Genomic DNA, 16,793 nt, shown 5'->3' with positions numbered 1-16,793 from the left:
TGCGCCCAAGTTGCTTTCACTGCTAAGCTTGCCGGCCATGGACATCCTATTTGTTGCCGACCCGCTTGCGTCTTTCAAAATCTACAAAGACAGCACCTTTGTGATGATGCGCGAGGCCCAGCGCCGGGGCCACGCCATCTGGGCCTGCGAAACCCAAGACCTGTCGTGGCGCAGTGGTGGCCAGGTGCAAGCGCCCATGCAGCACATCGTGTTGCAAGAGGGTGCCGACCCGTGGTTTCGCGTGCAAGACAGCGCTGTGCGCGCTTTGCACAGCTTGGGCGCGGTGGTGATGCGCAAAGATCCCCCCTTTGACAGCGAATTTTTTTACGCTACGCATTTGCTCGAGCGTGCCGAGGTGGAGGGCGCGCGGGTGTTCAACAAACCTGCGGCCTTGCGCGACCACCCCGAAAAACTCGCCCTGATGGAATTCGCCCAGTACGCCAGCCCCACGCTGGTCACGCGCAGTGCGCAAGACGTGCGTGACTTTCATGCCGAGCACCACGACATCATCTTGAAGCCCTTGGATGGCATGGGAGGGATGGGCATTTTTCGGGTGCGCGCCGATGGCCTGAACCTGGGCGGCATCATCGAAACCCTGAACCGCGATGGCGCCCAAAGCCTGATGGTGCAAAAGTACATCCCTGCCATTGAACAGGGCGACAAACGCGTGCTGGTGATTGGTGGCCAGGCCGTGCCGTTTGCGCTGGCACGCATCCCCCAAGGCGGTGAGGTGCGCGGCAACCTGGCCGCCGGTGGCAAAGGCGTGGCGCAGCCGCTGAGCGTGCGCGACCAGGCCATTGCCGCCGACCTCGGCCCCCAGTTGGCAGCCCGTGGCCTGTTGTTGGTGGGCTTGGATGTGATTGGCGACTGCCTCACCGAGGTCAATGTCACCAGCCCCACCTGCTTTCGCGAAATCATGGACCAAACCGGCTTTGATGTGGCCGCCATGTTCGTCGACGCCTTGGAACAGGCCCTGGCCTGACCGCGCGGGCCTTCGGCCTGCGCTTGTCGCATGGGGCAGTGGCTTGCGCCCACAAGGTTTGCAACGCAGGCCTGCACCCACCCCCGGGCCTGGGGGTGGTCTGGTTAGAATTCCGCGACTCCCAAGTCCTTGGGACCGCGCGGCCAGTGTGAGCGTGCACAATCTGCTCCCTTTTTGCGCCATGCTGATACACCCTGAATTCCCCCCCACCCTGGAAGCTGCACATGCCCGCATGGCGGCGGTGCAAGTGCACGACTACGCGCGCACGCGCCAATCGCTGCACGGTGCGGTGACGCAACTCTCGCCTTACATCACCCATGGTTACCTGAGCGTGCCAGATGTGGCGCGGGCCATGGTGGCGCGGTTTCGCATCGGCGTCCAACACCGCTTGATCCATGAGCTGGGCTGGCGTGAATATGCGCAGCACCTGTATGTCCATTTGGGCGAAAGCCTGGGCCAGCAGGCCTTGCACCCCGGCCCCTTGCAGGAGGGCGACTTCAAAGCCGAACTGCCGCTGGACGTGCGCCACGCCGCCACCGGGATTGCCGCCATCGACTTGGCGGTGAGCATGTTGTACAGCTGTGGTTACTTGCACCACCAAGCGCGTTTGTGGCTGGCCAGTTACATCGTGCATGTGCGCAAAATCGATTGGCGGGTGGCCGCGCAGTGGATGCAAGGCCATTTGCTCGATGGCGATGTGGCCAGCAATTGGCTCAATTGGCAGCGCGTGGCGGGATTGGCCGGTGACCCGCCATGGGTGTTCAATGCCGAAACCGTGGCCCGCCATGCCCCCGCAGATTGGCACAGCCGGGGCTCGATGATCGACAAGCCCATCGAGATGATGGAGATCATGGCGCACAACGCGGCCTCGTTCACCATTTCTGAAGAACTCAAACGCATCCCCTGGGCCATGAGCGAGCCCGAACTGTTGCACCGTCCCCCCGCTTTGCTGGATTGGCAAAGCCCTGATCCGCAGGCATGGGCCGGACGCGATGTGTGGCTGGTGCATCCGTGGTCGTTGGCCGCCTTGCCCAGCGATTTGCCCAGCGGCGTGGTCGCCGTGGGCTTGTGGTGCGAGGAGTGGATGCAGGCCATGCCTTGGAGTTTCAAGCGCTGGATGTTTGTGGCCCAGCGCATGGGCGCATTGGCACCGGTGTGTGCTTTTGGTTCGGCCACCGATTGGCAGACCGCTTTGTCCCAGGCCAGCAGCGTGGCTTGCTGGGACCACCCGCGGTTACCCGCGTGGACAGGGCTGGCGGTGCAGCGCCGGTCACCAGCGCGTTTGTTCAAAAGCCTGGACGAGCCTTGCCTGTCCTTCACCGCTTGGTGGCAGCAGGTCTCAAGTGGCGTGCGCCACTTTCGTCACTTGGCGGCTTGATCGGGCTCACCCGTTGTGGGTGCGGGGCGCACGGCGGTCACAAAATGCTCGGTATCGCCAAAACAGGCGGGCAAGCCTTTGTGCTGGGCGTACTCGAGCACCACCTTTTGCCCAATGTGGGTGTTGATCTGATCGACCACCGCCGCGTCGCGCACGGTGAACGCAAATTTCTCTGGCATCGCTGGAACTGCCGCCAAGGCGCGCACTTGTTCACCCTCCCAGGTTTTGCAGACCCAGCCTTTGTGCGAAATTTTTTGCACATAGCCCACGCTCTCGCCGCGCGAATACGCAAAGTGATAGGCAGCAAAAAAATAAGCCACCACCAACACCAAGGCGGCCACGCTCAACCACAGCAAGCTGCGCACCAGTTTCAAGGCCCAGCGGCGCAGGGTGAAGGTGGCGTTGTCCATGGTTTGTTTCATGGAGGCATGGTAGCGCACCACTGTCGCAACCATGCGCGCAGGTGTGATGAAATCGGGCACGGGCACCTGTGCGATACAGGGGCCACCATGACTGAGGCAGGGAATGAAAAAAATTGCGGTTTGGGTGTCGGGGCTGGTCTTGGGGGCGGTGTTGCTGGCACTGGGCGTGTGGCGCTACAGCTTGCCCCAGCGCGATGGAAACTTGCCGTTGACAGGTTTGAGCGCTGCCGTTCAGGTGCATTACGACAACTTTGGCGTGCCCCATTTGCAGGCCCAAAACGAGGCCGACTTGTACCGCGCATTGGGCTTTGTGCACGCGCAAGACCGTTTGTTCCAGATGGAGATGATGCGCCGCTTGGCCAAAGGCGAGTTGGCCGCCGTCCTGGGGCCCAAACTGCTGGACACCGATCGGGTGTTTCGCACGGTGGGCCTGCGCCACCATGCCGAGCAAGCAGCTGCGCGCTTTGACACCCAAAGCGAAGCCGGGCAAGCGATGCTCGCGTATTTGGATGGAGTGAACCAGTTTCAAAGCAGCCGGCCTTTGCCGCTGGAGTTTCACCTCTTGCGCATCCAACCCCAGCCGTTCACCCTGGCCGATACCTTCAGCGTGGCCGCATACATGGCCTACAGCTTTGCCGCGGGGTTTCGCACCGAACCGGTGTTGACCCAGATCCACAATGAACTCGGCCCCGCCTACAGCGCTTTGTTTGACCGGCCTTGGCAAGCCGATGGCGTTTGGCGTCAACCGGCCCCGGCCCCAGTGTCGGCACCAGCGGTGGCGCTGGCCGACAGCGGTGCGCCGCGTATGCCAACTGGAGTTTCCATTTCCAAGAGCCCCGCAGCGTTGAGCGATGCCCGCCAATGGATGCGCTGGTCGCATGCGGCGATGGATGTGGCGGGCATGCCGGTGCTCGAGGGCAGCAACGCCTGGGTGGTGTCGGGTCAGCGCACGGCCAGTGGTCGCCCCTTGTTGGCGGGAGACCCGCACATCGCCTACTCGGTGCCAGCGGTTTGGTACGAGGCCCACCTGAGCAGCCCGGGCTTTGAGTTGTATGGCCACTTTTTGGCCCTCAACCCGATGGCCTTGTTGGGCCACAACCGCGACTTTGGTTGGAGCCTGACCATGTTCCAAAACGACGACACCGATTTGGTGGCGCTCACGGTGGACCCGAAAAACCCCAACCGCATTTGGCACCAAGGTGCCTGGGTGGATTTGAGCCTGCGCGAAGAAACCATTGCGGTCAAAGGCGCAGACAGCGTGGTGCTGCAAGTGCGTAGCTCGCCACACGGGCCGGTGATCAATGACGCTTTGCCTTCACCTTCCAGCGGCCAACCCTTGGCCCTGTGGTGGACGCTGTACCACACCGAAAACCCCATCGTGGAGGCTTTTTACCAACTCAACCGCGCCAACACCCTGGACAAAGCGCGCCAGGCGGCCAGCCTGGTCCATGCGCCAGGTTTGAACGTGCTGTGGGCCAATGCGCAAGGCGACATCGGTTGGTGGGCCGCAGCCCGCTTGGCCATTCGCCCCGATGGCGTGGACCCATCGCGCATCTTGGACGATGCGCGTGGCGAGGCGGTCAAACTGGGGTTTTTGCCCTTTGAGCGCAACCCCCAAGAAGAAAACCCAGCACGTGGTTACATCGTGTCGGCCAACCACCAGCCTGCGGGGCCCACCGTGGTGCCCGGTTACTACAACCCCGGCGACCGGGCCCGGCGCTTGTACCAACAGCTTGGCCAAGACACGGTGCGCTGGGACACCAGCAACACCCAAGCCCTGCAACTGGACAACCAAACCGATTACTTTGTGCGCAGCTGGCGACCCATGGCAGATGACTTGCGTGCCGCCGCCGCCAACGACGAGGAGCGCATGTGGGTTGAGTTGCTGCTGGCTTGGGATGGCCAGCACGGTGCCGACAAAATTGCCCCCACCTTGTCGAACCAGTTGGCCTTTGATGTGTTGCAACAAGCCATGGCCGATGAGATGGGGCCGGAATGGATGGCGTTGCTCTTGCGCACCCGCTTGGCCGACATGGCTTTGCCCCGCTTGGCCGCCCATGCCCAGTCGCCGTGGTGGGATCGGCGCGATACCTCTGGCGTGGAAACCCGTGCCCAGGTGGTGGCCGATGCCTGGCGCGCCAGCGTCAAACACTTGAAAACCACTTTTGGTCCTGTGGTGCAAAACTGGGCGTGGGGCCAGGTGCACACCTTGACCCATGTGCACCCCTTGGGCCGTGTCAGCCCTTTGGACCGGGTGTTCAATGTGGGGCCGTTTGCCATGGCCGGTGGGCGCGAAGTGCCCAACAACCAAAGTTATTCGTTGGGTCCTGCACCCTGGTTGGTCACTTATGGGCCTTCTACCCGGCGCGTGATTGACTTTGACCGACCGCAAGCGGCACAAGGTGTGTTGTCGGTGGGGCAAAGCGGCGTGTGGGGCGATCCGCACTACAGCGACCAAGCGCTGATGCATGCCCAAGGCCGCAGCCGAGGCCAGTGGCTGGACGCGCCCGATGTCGACGCGCACACCCGCAGCGTGCTGTTTTTGCGCGCCCCGTGATGGCCGTCAGCGAGGTGGCTTATTCGACTTGGATGCCCGCTGCTTTGACCACCGGTGCATAGCGGCCCAAGTCGCGGCGAATTTCATCGCGAAATGCCTCGGGGCTGCCCGGCGTGGCCTCGATGCCGAGCACGCGCAGTTTGTCGCGCACCACCGGGTCGTTCAAGGTGGCATTGAGTTCGGTATTGAGCTTTTGGATGATGGCCGCCGGTGTTTGCGCTGGTGCCAAAAAACCCACCCATGATGCAGCGTTGAAATCGTTCACGCCGCTCTCGGCAAAGGTGGGCACATCGGGCAATGAACTGGCGCGCTGGAGGCTGGACACGGCCATGGGTTTGAGCTTGCCCGACTTCACATGGTTATAGGCGCCAGCGACTGCGGTGTAGACCAGCGGGATGTTGCCGCCCATCACATCGATCATGGCCTGGCCACCGCCTTTGTAGGGCACGTGGGTGAGTTGCGCGCCCGAGCGAATTTTGAACAGCTCACCGGCGATGTGCGGTGTGCTGCCGGTGCCCGAGGTGCCATAGGACAAACCGCCCGGTGTTTTTTTCGACAAGGCGATCAGCTCTTGCAGGTTTTTGGCTGGCACGTTGGGGTTGGCCACCAAGATCAAAGTGGCGTCTCCAATCTTGCCAATCGGCGCGTAATCATTGATGGGGTCGAAACCCACTTTGGCAAACACGTGGGGGTTGATGACCATGGTGCCGTCAAAGCCCATCACCCAGGTGTAGCCATCCGGCGGCGCGGCCTTGGCCAAGGCCATGCCGATGTTGCCCGAAGCACCAGGTTTGTTGTCGATCACGATTTGCTGGTTCAGCCGCCGCCCCAGGTGCTCGGCCACCAAACGCGCACTGGTGTCGGTCACGCCGCCGGGGGTGAAGGGCACGATGATGCGAATGGGTTTGCTGGGAAAATTGTCGTCGGCGGCGATGGCGCCAGATGCCCACAAGCTGGCCCCCAGGGCCAAGGCCCCTGCGAAGCGACGGCGGTTGAAATGGGAAGTGAAAGCCATGGTGTGTCTCCGTGAAAAGGTGATGTGCCTCAGGGCATGTAAGCGCCGCCGTTGACGAACAGGGTTTGGCCCGTCATGTAGGCAGAAGCGTTGGAAAGCAAAAACAAAACCGGGCCCACGATGTCCTCGGGTGTGGCCATGCGGCCCATCGGCGCGAGCTTGGCCAAAACCTCGGTGGGCAAGGGCGGCTCGCCTTGCTCATCAGAGCGCCCGGTGCCACCACGCAGAAAAGCCGTGTCCACGGGGCCCGGTGCCACGGCGTTGACGCGCACATGGGGCGCGTTTTCCAAAGCCAACTGGCGCATCAGCAACAGCAAGCCTGCTTTGGCCGGTCCATAGGCACCATACATCGGCCTGGCCCAAGCGCCCAAGCCCGAAGAAATATGCACCATGCTGCCGTTGGCGCTGGCGCGCAAATGGGGCATCACTGCGCGAGAAATGTAAAACGCCGAGTCCAAGTTGCCTTGCATGACCTCGTGCCACACCTCGGTGGGCGTGTCTGCCAAGGCCAATGGCGCGGACATATAACCCACCAAATTCACACAGCCATCCACGCCGCCGAGTTTCGCCGCCGCTTGGGCCACAGCCTGGTCCACGCTGGCGGCGTCTTTGGCGTCGATTGGAAACAGGTGCACGCCGGGCAAGGGGTGGCGTTCAATAGAGGCCAGCAAATCCAGCACCGCCACTTGCGCGCCGGCATGCACGGCCGCTTGCGCCACGGCACGGCCTATGCCGCCACAGCCGCCCACCAGCAGCAAGCGCTGCCCAGTTTGGGCCAGGGGGTTGGTTTTCAATTCAGACATCGGTGTACTCCAGGCAAGGGGTGTGGGCAGCTCGCGCGCACCAGCATGGGCTGCGCCAGCACCAAAAACGGTCACAAAGCAGTGGCATGTTAAGGGCTTTTCCGGGCATGGTGCGGCGAATTTTCTGGCATGATGCAATGCATTCATTTGAATCAAATACCTTGCAACTCTTACAACAAATCATCAATGGCTTGATGCTCGGTGGGGTCCTGGCCTTTGTGGCCGTGGCCTTCACCCTCACCATCGGCATGCTCAACTTTTTGAACTTCACCATTCCCGCGCTGTTCATGCTGGCGGGCATGGTCACCTGGGCGTTGTCCACCGCTGGCCCACACTGGATGGGCTGGGGTTGGCACTGGGCTTGGGCGGCGCTGGCGGGTGTGGGGGTGGCGGTGCTGGCCTCCTTGGTGATCGAACGCTTCACCTACCGCTACATGAAGGCGCGTTTTGGTGACGCCACCGAACATGCCTTGCCCCTGGTCAGCTCCTTGGGCTTTTTGATTGTGTTTGAGCACCTGGCCATGGCCTTGTGGGGCGGTGATCCGCAGCGTTTTGAGTTGCCCTTCAAAGACACCAATTTGCAATGGGCGGGGTTGTTTGTGGGTGTGCCGCATTTGATCAGCCTGTGCCTGGCCATTGCTTTGGTCGCGGTCTTGCACCAGGTGCTGGCGCGCACCCAAACGGGTCGCGCTTTGCGCGCGATTGCCGAAAACCCCGATGCCAGCACCTTGATGGGCGTGGAAGTGCAGCACATCGTGCCTTTGGTGTTTGTGATTGCCGGCATGCTCTCGGCCATGGCCGGCATTTTGTATGCCGCCAGCTATGGCACGGTCACCCCTTTCATGGGCGAGGCCATCGCCAGCGATGCCATTGCCGGCATGGTGCTGGGGGGCTTGGGCAATATTTGGGGGGCCATCGCGGGCGGCTTGTTGGTGGGCCTGGTCAAGGTCTTGGCCATCAGTGTGTTTGGGGCCGAGATTGAAAAAATCCCCGTCTGGGGCCTGTTGCTGGCCATTTTGATCGTTCGCCCTTCGGGCTTGTTTGGGCACACCCACATCGGTAAGGGGAAGTTTTGATGTCGGGTTATGTCAGCGGTTTGTTGGCCATGTTGGCCATCAACACCATCATTGCTTATTCGGTGTTTGTACCGGCATCTGCGGGCTTGCTCAACCTGGGTGCCGCTGGCTTTGTGCTGGTGGGCGCCTACAGCGCTGGCGCGCTCACCATGTTGTGGGAGTTGCCCCTGTGGGTGGCCGTGCCCTTGGGGGCGGTGGCGGCGGGCTTGGTGGCCTTTTTGATTGCCTTTCCGATCTTGCGCACCCGTGGCATCTACATGGTGTTGGCCACCTTTGCTTTTGCCGAGGTGGTGGCCGGTGTGTTGATCAACATCCCCGCATTGGGGGGTGCAGCAGGCCTGTCGGTCATGGCGTATGCCGGCTTGCCGGTGGTGGCGCCGGTGGCGGTGTTGGTGGTGTGTTTTGTGGCCTGGTTGATGGCCACCCGCTTTGGTCTGTCGGTGCGCGCGGTGCATGACGATGAAAACGTGGCCCACTTGTTTGGCGTGCACCTGCGCATGACCCAGGTGATGGCGTTGACGATTGGTGGCGCCATCGGTGGTTTGGGCGGGGGTTTGTTGGTGCACCAATTCAACTTCATTGACGTGCAATCGACCGGTGCGATGTTCAGCATTTATGTCTTGTTGTATGTGCTGATGGGGGGCACCCAAACCGTGTGGGGGCCCTTGTTTGGCGCCTTGTTCTTCACCTTGGTGCCCGAGGCCTTGCGCAAACTGTCGGAGCTCGATCCATCGCTCAAGTTTTTGGAAGGCGGGCGCTACATCTTTTTTGGCCTGGCTGTGGTCTTGCTCATGATGTGGCGGCCCCAGGGCGTGGTCACCCGCACCATGCTGGAGAACTTGCGTTCGATGTGGGGTGGTCAACGGGCCCAGGCGGAAACATCTGGCGGGGGTCGCGCATGAGCACGGTGCTGTCGCTGTCGGGTGTGAGCAAATCCTTTGGTGGGTTGAAGGTGATTGACGATGTCAGCTTTGCCGTGCCCAAAGGCAGTCGCACCGCTTTGATCGGCCCCAATGGGGCGGGCAAGTCCACCGTTTTCAACCTGATCTCGGGTGTGTACCCGATCGACAACGGGGGCATCACGGCCCTGGGCCAAGACATCACCCACATGTCGGTGGCGCACCGGGTGGCGCATGGTCTGGCGCGGTCGTTTCAAAACATCCGGCTCATGCCCCACCTGTCCACGGTGGAGAACGTGATGCTGGGCGAGCACCACTTGAGCTCGCCATGGTCTCTGGCCCGTGGCCAGCGTGCCAGCGAACGTGCCCGCGCTGCTTTGGCTGACGCGGGCCTGGGCACTTATCCCGGCCAAGTGGTGGCTGACTTGCCCTATGGCATCCAAAAGCGCATCGAGGTGGTGCGCGCCATCATGGCCCAGCCTCAAATCTTGTTGCTCGATGAACCCGCCGCTGGCTTGAACCATGTGGAGACCAATGAATTGCGCCGCTTGCTCGAGCGCTTGTCCGAGCGCGGCATCACCCTGTTGGTGGTCGAGCACGACATGCCCTTTGTGCGCACCTTGTGCAACCACGTGGTGGTGCTCAACTTCGGCAAAAAGATTTTCGAAGGCACGCCCGAAGCGGTGCACCGCGACCCAGGCGTGCTCGAGGCCTATTTGGGCACGCCCACACCGGCCGGGGGTGACCATGCTGCTTGATGCCCAAGGTTTGAATGTGGTGTACGGCCGCACCCATGCGGTCAAAGATGTGTCGGTTCAAGTGGACCAGGGCGAAATCGTCACCGTGCTGGGCGCCAACGGGGCGGGCAAAAGCTCGCTGCTGCGGGCTTTGCAAGGCATGGTCAAACCCCAACAAGGCGAGTTGTTGTTCAAAGGCCAATCGGTGCTGCGCCAAAGTGCTGCGTGGCGTGTTGGGCAAGGCTTGGTGTTGGTGCCTGAAGGACGGCAAATTTTTGTCAGCCTCACCGTCAACGACAACTTGCTGATGGGCGCTTACATTCGGCGCGACAACCCGCAGCGCGAGATCGACGCCATTTATCAACGCTTTCCCAATTTGGCCGCGCGCCGCGACATGCTGGCCTCGGTGCTATCCGGCGGCGAGCAACAAATGCTGGCGATTGGCCGTGCCTTGCTCAGCAAGCCCGCGCTGATGATGCTCGATGAGCCCTCCTTGGGCCTGAGCCCCTTGTTGGTGCAGGCGCTGTTTGGCTTGCTCAAAGATTTGAACCGTGACGGTTTGTCGATATTGCTCGTGGAGCAAAACACACACATGGCGCTGGCCACCGCCCACAGGGCCTATGTGTTGGAGTTGGGGCGGATGGTTTTGCAAGGCAATGCCCATGACATTGCAGCCGACCCGCGCATGGCGGCTGCTTATTTGGGCGCTTGAACACAGGAGCATGAGATGAACAAACGTATGTGGACCCTGGCTTTGGCCGCAGGCCTGGCCCTGCCGGTTTTGAGCCAAGAGCTGGTGTTGGGTTTGACCCACGCCAAAACCGGCCGCTTTGCGGGCGTGGGCGTGGGCACTGAAATCGCCGTGGACATTGCCGTGGCTGAAATCAACGCCGCTGGTGGCGTGAACGGTAAAAAAATCCGCGTCGAAAAATTCGACACCGGCAGTGACGCCAAAAACGCGCAAATTGCGACCCAAAAATTTGCCGAAGATGCCAAGGCCTTGGCCATCATCGGCCCCTTCTCCAGCCAAGAAGCCCAAGTGGCCTTTGCCGCTGGTGAGCGCTTGGAGATTGTGCAAATCCCCAACGCCGCTTCGGCCCCAGGTCTGACCAAGGACCGCAAATGGGCTTTCCGCGTCACCGAAGACGAGGGCAAGCAGTTTGGCCGCTTGCTCAAGACCATGTCCGCCAAAGGTGGTGTGTCCAACAAAACGGCTGCAGTGATGTTTCCCAGCGACGAATTTGTCGGCAAGTCCTTGGCCACCTGGATGCCCAATTTGCTCGAGGCCAATGGCTGGAAGATGGTGATCCCCGCTGAGGGATTTCCCACCAATGCCACCGATTTGTCGCCCCACATCACCAAGCTGCAAGGCAACTCGCCCGGTGTGTTTGCCTTTGCGGGCTTGCCTGAGGGCACGGCCAAGGTGATGAAAGAGCTGCGCCGCCAAGGCCACAACAGCATGCTGATTGGCGGCCAAATTTTTGCCGACCCCGACATTGCCAAGATCTTGGGCAGCGACGGTGAAAATGCTACTTTTGTGTCCTGGTACTGGTGGGACCTGAACGACCGCACCCGCCAGTTTGAGAAAAAGTTTCTCGATGAAGCCAAAAAGCGTGGCGTCAACAAGACCGGTGCCCACCACGTCGATGCCTCTGCTTACGACATCGTGTATGTGTACGCCGATGTGATGCGCCGTGCTGGCATCTCCGGTGACGCGGCCAAGCTCAAGGCTGAGCGCACCGCTATCCGCGACGCCCTGGCCGCCACCAACCTCGACGGTGTGGTGGGCAAGGTGTGCTTCAGCAAGGAACGTGACTCCGAGCTGGCCGCTTACATCATCCGCATCAAAAATGGCCAGCGCACATTGCTGGACTCGCACGCGCCTGACCGCTGCATGTGAAGCCGCTGTGGGGCCAGCGCGCCCCACGTGAGACCTGCGTTGTCAACGCGCAGGTCAGAGATGACAACGGGGCCCATGGGGCCCCGTTTTTTTGGGTCATACCATCCTGGGCCACGCCAACCCAGCCCGTCCCATCAGGCGATGTGGGTGTGGTGGTTTTGCAGGTACCAGCTGGATATTTCTTCGCGGGTGGTCCACCACACATCGGGGTGGCTTTGGGCGTGGGCCAAGAACTCGCGAAAACACGGCATGCGGTGCGGATGCCCGGACACGTGGGGATGCAGGCCAATGCTCATGATGCGGCTGGACTCGGCGCTTTCGCGGTACAGCTCGTCAAACTGGTCTTTGAGCATGCGCGCGGCGTCCCAGGTCGACATGGCGCGGCGGTGGAAGAACGTGAAGTCGTTCAATTCAATGGTGTAGGGCACGTTGACGATGGGGCCGGATGGCGTGCTGATCAGGTAGGGCTGCTCGTCGTTCATGTAGTCGCAGAAAAACTGCAGGCCTTGCTCGGCCAGCAAGTCGGGCGTGTTGGGTGTGCTGCGCAGCGATGACGACAACCAGCCCTTGGCCTTGCGCCCCACCGTCTTTTCGTACACCGCCAAAGTGGCGGCAATCAGTTGGCGCTCTTTGTCGATGTCAAAGGTGTACTTGGTGAGCAACTCGCCTTGCTCGTAGTTGTGGGCCACGATTTCCCAGTTGCGGGCGTTGGCGTAGGCCACGATCTCGGGCCGCTCCAAAGCGGTCTTGGCATTGATGGTGATGCCAAAGCGCGCACCCATTTCATCAAACAGCTTGAACATGCGCCACACACCGACGCGTTGGCCGTATTCGCGCCAAGTGAAGTTGGGAAAGTCGGCCACATTGCCGGGCAAAGAATCGGGCAACATGGGCGGGCCACCGGCGTAGTAGGGCTCGGTGGTGTCTTTGGTCAAGTCCCAGTACTCGCAATTCATCGTGATGATGACCGCCAACTTTTTGCCATTGGGCCAGCGCAGGGGCTTTCGGTTGATCATCGGTGACCAGGGATAGTGCATGCAAAACTCCTTTTAAACTCGGACAAGAATGGATTGGCCTTTTCGGGCCAAGGGGTGAGGAAAACGCGGGCGCATTGGCGCCACATAACCAAGGGCATCTACATGAAGACGCAACAACTGGGGCAATTCACCATCGATCGGGTCACCGAATACGAGGGCTCGTTTGCTCCGCTGAAAAACATTTTGCCCAGCATCACGCAGGCCGACATCGATGCCCATGCCGATTGGCTCAAGCCCAACTATGTCGACGAACAAGACCGCGCCATCATGTCGTTTCACAGCTACCTGATCCAAACCGGGCGGCACCGCATTTTGGTCGACGCTTGTGTGGGCAACGACAAAGAGCGACCCCACCGGGCGAGTTGGAACCGGGCGCAGTTCCCTTTTATGCAGTCGCTGGCACAGGCCAGGGTGTCGCCCGAAGACATTGACTTTGTCTGTTGCACCCACATGCATGCCGACCACGTGGGCTGGAACACGCGCTTGCAAAACGGGCAATGGGTGCCCACCTTTCCCAACGCACGCTATGTGTTTGCCCAAACCGAATACAGCCACTGGGAGAAAACCCACCGCGAGGCCTTGGCCAAAGGAGAGCCTTCGCCCAACCATGGCTCGTTTGCCGACAGCGTGTTGCCGGTGGTGGAGGCGGGTCGCGCGTTGATGGTGCAAGATGATTTTGAATTCGAGCCCGGCCTGTACCTGGGCGCGGCCCACGGCCACACCCCGGGCAACTGCGTGCTCCATGCCCACAGCCAAGGGCGCCGTGCGATTTTCAGCGGCGACATCTTGCACACCCCGGCCCAGCTGATCAACACCGATTGGTCGTCGAACTTTTGCTTCGACCCGCAGACCTCGGCCCAGGTGCGCAAAGACTTGGTGCACAGCATTGCCGACACCGACACCTTGCTCATGACCGGCCACTTCCCCACACCGGTGGCTGGGCGTGTGGTCAGCCACGGCGACCACTTCCGCTTTGCGGGCGCAGACCAACCGGCGGCTTGACGGTTGGATGGGCGTCACAACAAGCCCAACATGATTTGGCTGTTCTCCACCATGGCCTTGGGTCGGGTGGAAATGATGTGGGTCTGGGTGCGCATCTTGGCCAGCAAGGGGTCGCGGGCGCGCAAGGCCTCGATGATTTCCAGGTGCTGCTGGTTGGAGCGGCGCACCGACACCTCGCCGGGCCAGTTGTGGTTTTTCATTTGCACCAAGGGCAGCTCGATCAAGGGCTTGGCCAGGGCGTTCAAACGCACCGAGCCACTGGCGCGCAGCATCACGCCATGAAACTGGTTGTTGCTGGCCTGAAACTGCGCAAACAATTCGTCGTTGTCCAAGTTGGCTTGCAGCAAATCTTCGATGTGGGCGCTGATGTGCGCCAGCTCCTCGATGTCTTCGGGCTTGGCATGCAGGGCGGCCAAGGCACTGGCGTGGCCTTCCAAGGTGGCGCGCAGTTGAAAAATTTCATCGATCTCGGCCATTGACAACTCGGCCACAAAGGTGCCCCGACTGGGCTCGCTGCGCACCAAACCGTCGGAGGCCAAGCGGCGCAAACTGTCGCGCACCGAGGTGCGCGAGACGCCCACCCGCTGTGCCAATTCTTCCTCGATCATGCGCTGCCCAGGCTGGTATTCGCCCGTCAGGATCAAGCTGCGGATGGATTGGTAGGCGAGGTCGCTGGCGCGGGTCATGGCGGGTGGATTGAGTCGTCAATTGTGTACAAATAATAGATGCCGAGACACTGGATTGGTGGAAGTAAAGGGTAAACACTTAGTTATTGAGGGATTTGGGAGGTTGATTGGGGTTTATTTGGTGAAAAATGCATACAGGCCAGAACAATTGTGTACATTTTGGGCCTTGCCCACCCTTTAAAGAGGTTTCCCTTGAGTCAAGCACATGTGATGATTTCTGGCGCCGGCCCAGTTGGCCTGGTGGCCGCTTTGGTGTTGGCCCGCGCAGGCGTGCGGGTGACCGTGGCCGAAGCGGCCCCCGCCCTGAGTTTGGATTTGCGCGCGTCCACCTTCCACCCGCCCACCTTGGACATGTTGGCCCCCTTGGGTTTGACCGATGGCCTCATTCCCCAGGGCTTGATTGCGCGCTACACCCAGCAGCGCGATCGCCAAGAGGGTTTGATCGCCGAGTTCGACATGGAGTTGCTGCGCGGTGACACCGACCACCCTTACCGCTTGCAGTGCGAGCAATGGAAGCTGACCCAGCTGATCAAAGACCAGCTCGACACCATGCCCCATGTCACGGTGCACCTCAACACCAAGGTGGAAAGCGTTGACCAAACCGCCGACGGCGTGACCACGCGCTTGAGCACCGATGGCCAAGCCCACGAGGTGAAGAGTGATTATTTGATCGGCGCCGATGGGGCCTGGAGCGCGGTGCGCAAAAGCCAAAACATCGAGTTCGAAGGCTTCACTTATCCCGAGCGTTTTTTGGTGGTCTCCACCGCGTTTGAATACGCTGACCACCTGCCCAAGCTGAGCTACGTGAACTATTGCTCCGACCCCAAAGAGTGGTGCGTGCTGCTGCGCGTGCCCACGCTGTGGCGCGTGCTGTTCCCCACCAAGGTCGAAGAAACCGATGATGAGGTGATGGGCGACGAGTCGGTCCAACGCCGCTTGCAAGGCCTGTTGCCCCAGCCCGTGCCCTACCAAACCGTGCACCGTACCTTGTACAAGGTGCACCAGCGCGTGGCCAAAAACTTCCGCCATGGCCGTGTGCTGTTGGCTGGCGACTCGGCCCACATCAACAACCCACTGGGCGGCATGGGCATGAACGGTGGCGTGCACGACGCCATGAACCTGTGCCAAAAACTGTTGGGCGTGATCCAGCAAGGCCACAGCGCCGACATGCTCGACCGCTACGAGCGCCAGCGCCGCAGCATTGCGATCGAATACATCAATGCCAGCACCGCGCGCAACAAAAAAGAAATCGAAGAGCGCGACCCGGTGGCGCGCAAAAAAACCCAAGACGAATTGCGCGCCATCGCCGCCGACCCGAAAGCGGCCAAGGCGTATATTCGCAAGACATCCATGTTGGACGCCCTAGAGCGCGCAGAGGCCATCGCATGAGCAGCATTCACCAAGGCATTTCCACCCTCAGTGGCAACGAACGCCGCGCCCAACTGCGCGCCAAGATCAAAAAAGGCGAGCTGGTCATTGCGCCCGGCGTGTTTGAAATGATCTCGGCCAAAGTGGCCGACCGCATGGGCTTTGACGCTTTGTACATGACCGGCTACGGCACCGTGGCCTCATACCTGGGCTTGCCCGACGCGGGCATCGCCACCTACAGCGACATGGTCAACCGCGTGACGCAATTTGCCAGCATCACATCCACCCCGATGATTTGCGACGGCGACACCGGCTACGGCGGCTTGCTCAATGTGATGCACACCGTGCGGGGTTACGAGATGGCCGGTGCATGCGCCATCCAACTCGAAGACCAAGAGTTCCCCAAGAAATGCGGCCACATGCTGGGCCGTCGGGTGGTGCCAGCCGAGGACATGGCGGCCAAAATCCGCGTGGCGGTGCAAACCCGCACCGACCCCAACTTCATGATCATTGCCCGCACCGATGCGCGCACCACCCATGGCCTGGACGAGGCCTTGCGCCGCGCCGAGATGTACGCCAAAGCTGGGGCCGATTTGTTGTTTGTGGAAAGCCCCGAGTCGGTGGAAGAGATGGAGCGCATTGGGCGCAGCTTCGATTTGCCTTTGGTGGCCAACATGGTCGAGGGCGGTCGCACGCCGGTGCTGCCGTTTGAGCAACTCAAGGCCATTGGCTATGGCCTGGCGATCTTTCCGGCCACCGCCTTTTTGGCCGCCGGTGCCGCCTTTGAGAGCGTGTACAGCACCTTGAAACAAGACCGCTCGACCACCCAGGTTAAAGCGCCCTTGTATGAATTTCAAAAGTTCTCTTCACTGATGGGCTTTGATTGGGTGTCGGCCTTTGACAAAACCCATGCGGCCAACGAATAAGGGGT

The 16,793-nt window shown here is 60.9% G+C and carries 16 protein-coding genes; 11 read left to right on the top strand and 5 right to left on the bottom strand.

Going from position 1 to position 16,793, the window contains the following annotated elements:
* Window positions 1-37: 37 nt before the first annotated feature.
* Window positions 38-982 carry a glutathione synthase gene (gene gshB, locus AC8GFZ_RS16905; RefSeq protein WP_506646095.1) on the top strand — a complete coding sequence of 315 codons (945 nt, stop codon included), beginning with the start codon at window positions 38-40 and terminating at the stop codon, window positions 980-982.
* A gap of 181 nt (window positions 983-1,163) precedes the next feature.
* The gene (locus AC8GFZ_RS16900; RefSeq protein WP_506646094.1) at window positions 1,164-2,360 is read left to right on the top strand and encodes an FAD-binding domain-containing protein; all 1,197 of its coding nucleotides are present in this window, start codon (window positions 1,164-1,166) and stop codon (window positions 2,358-2,360) included.
* On the opposite strand, the gene AC8GFZ_RS16895 is transcribed toward AC8GFZ_RS16900, so the two are convergent.
* Entirely contained in the window at window positions 2,345-2,815 is a 471-nt protein-coding gene (locus AC8GFZ_RS16895) for a hypothetical protein (RefSeq protein WP_506646093.1), read from the bottom strand. The two genes, AC8GFZ_RS16900 and AC8GFZ_RS16895, sit on opposite strands and share 16 nt — an antisense overlap.
* Before the next feature lie 70 nt (window positions 2,816-2,885).
* Here AC8GFZ_RS16895 and AC8GFZ_RS16890 point away from each other — a divergent pair, with 70 nt between their 5' ends.
* Window positions 2,886-5,339 carry a penicillin acylase family protein gene (locus AC8GFZ_RS16890; RefSeq protein ID WP_506646092.1) on the top strand — a complete coding sequence of 818 codons (2,454 nt, stop codon included), beginning with the start codon at window positions 2,886-2,888 and terminating at the stop codon, window positions 5,337-5,339.
* A gap of 19 nt (window positions 5,340-5,358) precedes the next feature.
* Here the strand turns inward: AC8GFZ_RS16890 and AC8GFZ_RS16885 are convergent, their stop codons facing one another.
* Together AC8GFZ_RS16885 and AC8GFZ_RS16880 are read right to left on the bottom strand one after the other, a co-directional pair.
* The gene (locus tag AC8GFZ_RS16885) at window positions 5,359-6,354 is read right to left on the bottom strand and encodes a Bug family tripartite tricarboxylate transporter substrate binding protein (protein WP_506646091.1); all 996 of its coding nucleotides are present in this window, start codon (window positions 6,352-6,354) and stop codon (window positions 5,359-5,361) included.
* Between the two features lie 29 nt (window positions 6,355-6,383).
* The gene (locus AC8GFZ_RS16880) at window positions 6,384-7,157 is read right to left on the bottom strand and encodes an SDR family NAD(P)-dependent oxidoreductase (RefSeq protein ID WP_506646090.1); all 774 of its coding nucleotides are present in this window, start codon (window positions 7,155-7,157) and stop codon (window positions 6,384-6,386) included.
* Between the two features lie 137 nt (window positions 7,158-7,294).
* Here AC8GFZ_RS16880 and AC8GFZ_RS16875 point away from each other — a divergent pair, with 137 nt between their 5' ends.
* From AC8GFZ_RS16875 to AC8GFZ_RS16855, 5 genes are read left to right on the top strand one after another with little or no spacing between them, the layout of a single operon-like run.
* Complete coding sequence (locus tag AC8GFZ_RS16875) at window positions 7,295-8,233, top strand: branched-chain amino acid ABC transporter permease (protein WP_506646089.1); 939 nt, start codon at window positions 7,295-7,297, stop codon at window positions 8,231-8,233.
* Window positions 8,233-9,135 (top strand): branched-chain amino acid ABC transporter permease, encoded by a 903-nt coding sequence (locus AC8GFZ_RS16870; protein WP_506646088.1) that lies wholly within the window; start codon window positions 8,233-8,235, stop codon window positions 9,133-9,135. The genes AC8GFZ_RS16875 and AC8GFZ_RS16870 overlap by 1 nt, the downstream gene beginning before the upstream one ends.
* Complete coding sequence (locus AC8GFZ_RS16865) at window positions 9,132-9,890, top strand: ABC transporter ATP-binding protein (protein ID WP_506646087.1); 759 nt, start codon at window positions 9,132-9,134, stop codon at window positions 9,888-9,890. Before AC8GFZ_RS16870 ends, AC8GFZ_RS16865 begins: the two co-directional genes overlap by 4 nt.
* On the top strand, window positions 9,880-10,581 hold the full coding sequence (locus tag AC8GFZ_RS16860; protein ID WP_506646086.1) for an ABC transporter ATP-binding protein: 702 nt from the start codon (window positions 9,880-9,882) through the stop codon (window positions 10,579-10,581). The genes AC8GFZ_RS16865 and AC8GFZ_RS16860 overlap by 11 nt, the downstream gene beginning before the upstream one ends.
* A 15-nt stretch (window positions 10,582-10,596) precedes the next feature.
* The gene (locus tag AC8GFZ_RS16855) at window positions 10,597-11,769 is read left to right on the top strand and encodes an ABC transporter substrate-binding protein (RefSeq protein ID WP_506646085.1); all 1,173 of its coding nucleotides are present in this window, start codon (window positions 10,597-10,599) and stop codon (window positions 11,767-11,769) included.
* Window positions 11,770-11,903: 134 nt separating this feature from the next.
* On the opposite strand, the gene AC8GFZ_RS16850 is transcribed toward AC8GFZ_RS16855, so the two are convergent.
* Complete coding sequence (locus AC8GFZ_RS16850) at window positions 11,904-12,806, bottom strand: polysaccharide deacetylase family protein (protein ID WP_506646084.1); 903 nt, start codon at window positions 12,804-12,806, stop codon at window positions 11,904-11,906.
* Between the two features lie 102 nt (window positions 12,807-12,908).
* Here AC8GFZ_RS16850 and AC8GFZ_RS16845 point away from each other — a divergent pair, with 102 nt between their 5' ends.
* The gene (locus tag AC8GFZ_RS16845) at window positions 12,909-13,808 is read left to right on the top strand and encodes an MBL fold metallo-hydrolase (protein WP_506646083.1); all 900 of its coding nucleotides are present in this window, start codon (window positions 12,909-12,911) and stop codon (window positions 13,806-13,808) included.
* A gap of 14 nt (window positions 13,809-13,822) precedes the next feature.
* On the opposite strand, the gene AC8GFZ_RS16840 is transcribed toward AC8GFZ_RS16845, so the two are convergent.
* Complete coding sequence (locus AC8GFZ_RS16840; protein ID WP_506646082.1) at window positions 13,823-14,494, bottom strand: GntR family transcriptional regulator; 672 nt, start codon at window positions 14,492-14,494, stop codon at window positions 13,823-13,825.
* Window positions 14,495-14,686: 192 nt separating this feature from the next.
* Here AC8GFZ_RS16840 and AC8GFZ_RS16835 point away from each other — a divergent pair, with 192 nt between their 5' ends.
* Complete coding sequence (locus AC8GFZ_RS16835) at window positions 14,687-15,883, top strand: FAD-dependent oxidoreductase (RefSeq protein ID WP_506646081.1); 1,197 nt, start codon at window positions 14,687-14,689, stop codon at window positions 15,881-15,883.
* Window positions 15,880-16,788, top strand: a complete 909-nt coding sequence (locus AC8GFZ_RS16830; RefSeq protein ID WP_506646080.1) for an isocitrate lyase/PEP mutase family protein — start codon at window positions 15,880-15,882, stop codon at window positions 16,786-16,788. The genes AC8GFZ_RS16835 and AC8GFZ_RS16830 overlap by 4 nt, the downstream gene beginning before the upstream one ends.
* Window positions 16,789-16,793: the final 5 nt, after the last annotated feature.

The sequence above is a fragment of the Limnohabitans rimovensis (SeqCode) genome (assembly GCF_965234775.1).
GTDB classification, from domain to species: Bacteria; Pseudomonadota; Gammaproteobacteria; order Burkholderiales; family Burkholderiaceae_C; genus Limnohabitans; species Limnohabitans rimovensis.
The sequence above is the reverse complement of the archived record's forward strand: the minus strand, read 5'-3'. Positions and strand labels throughout refer to the sequence as shown.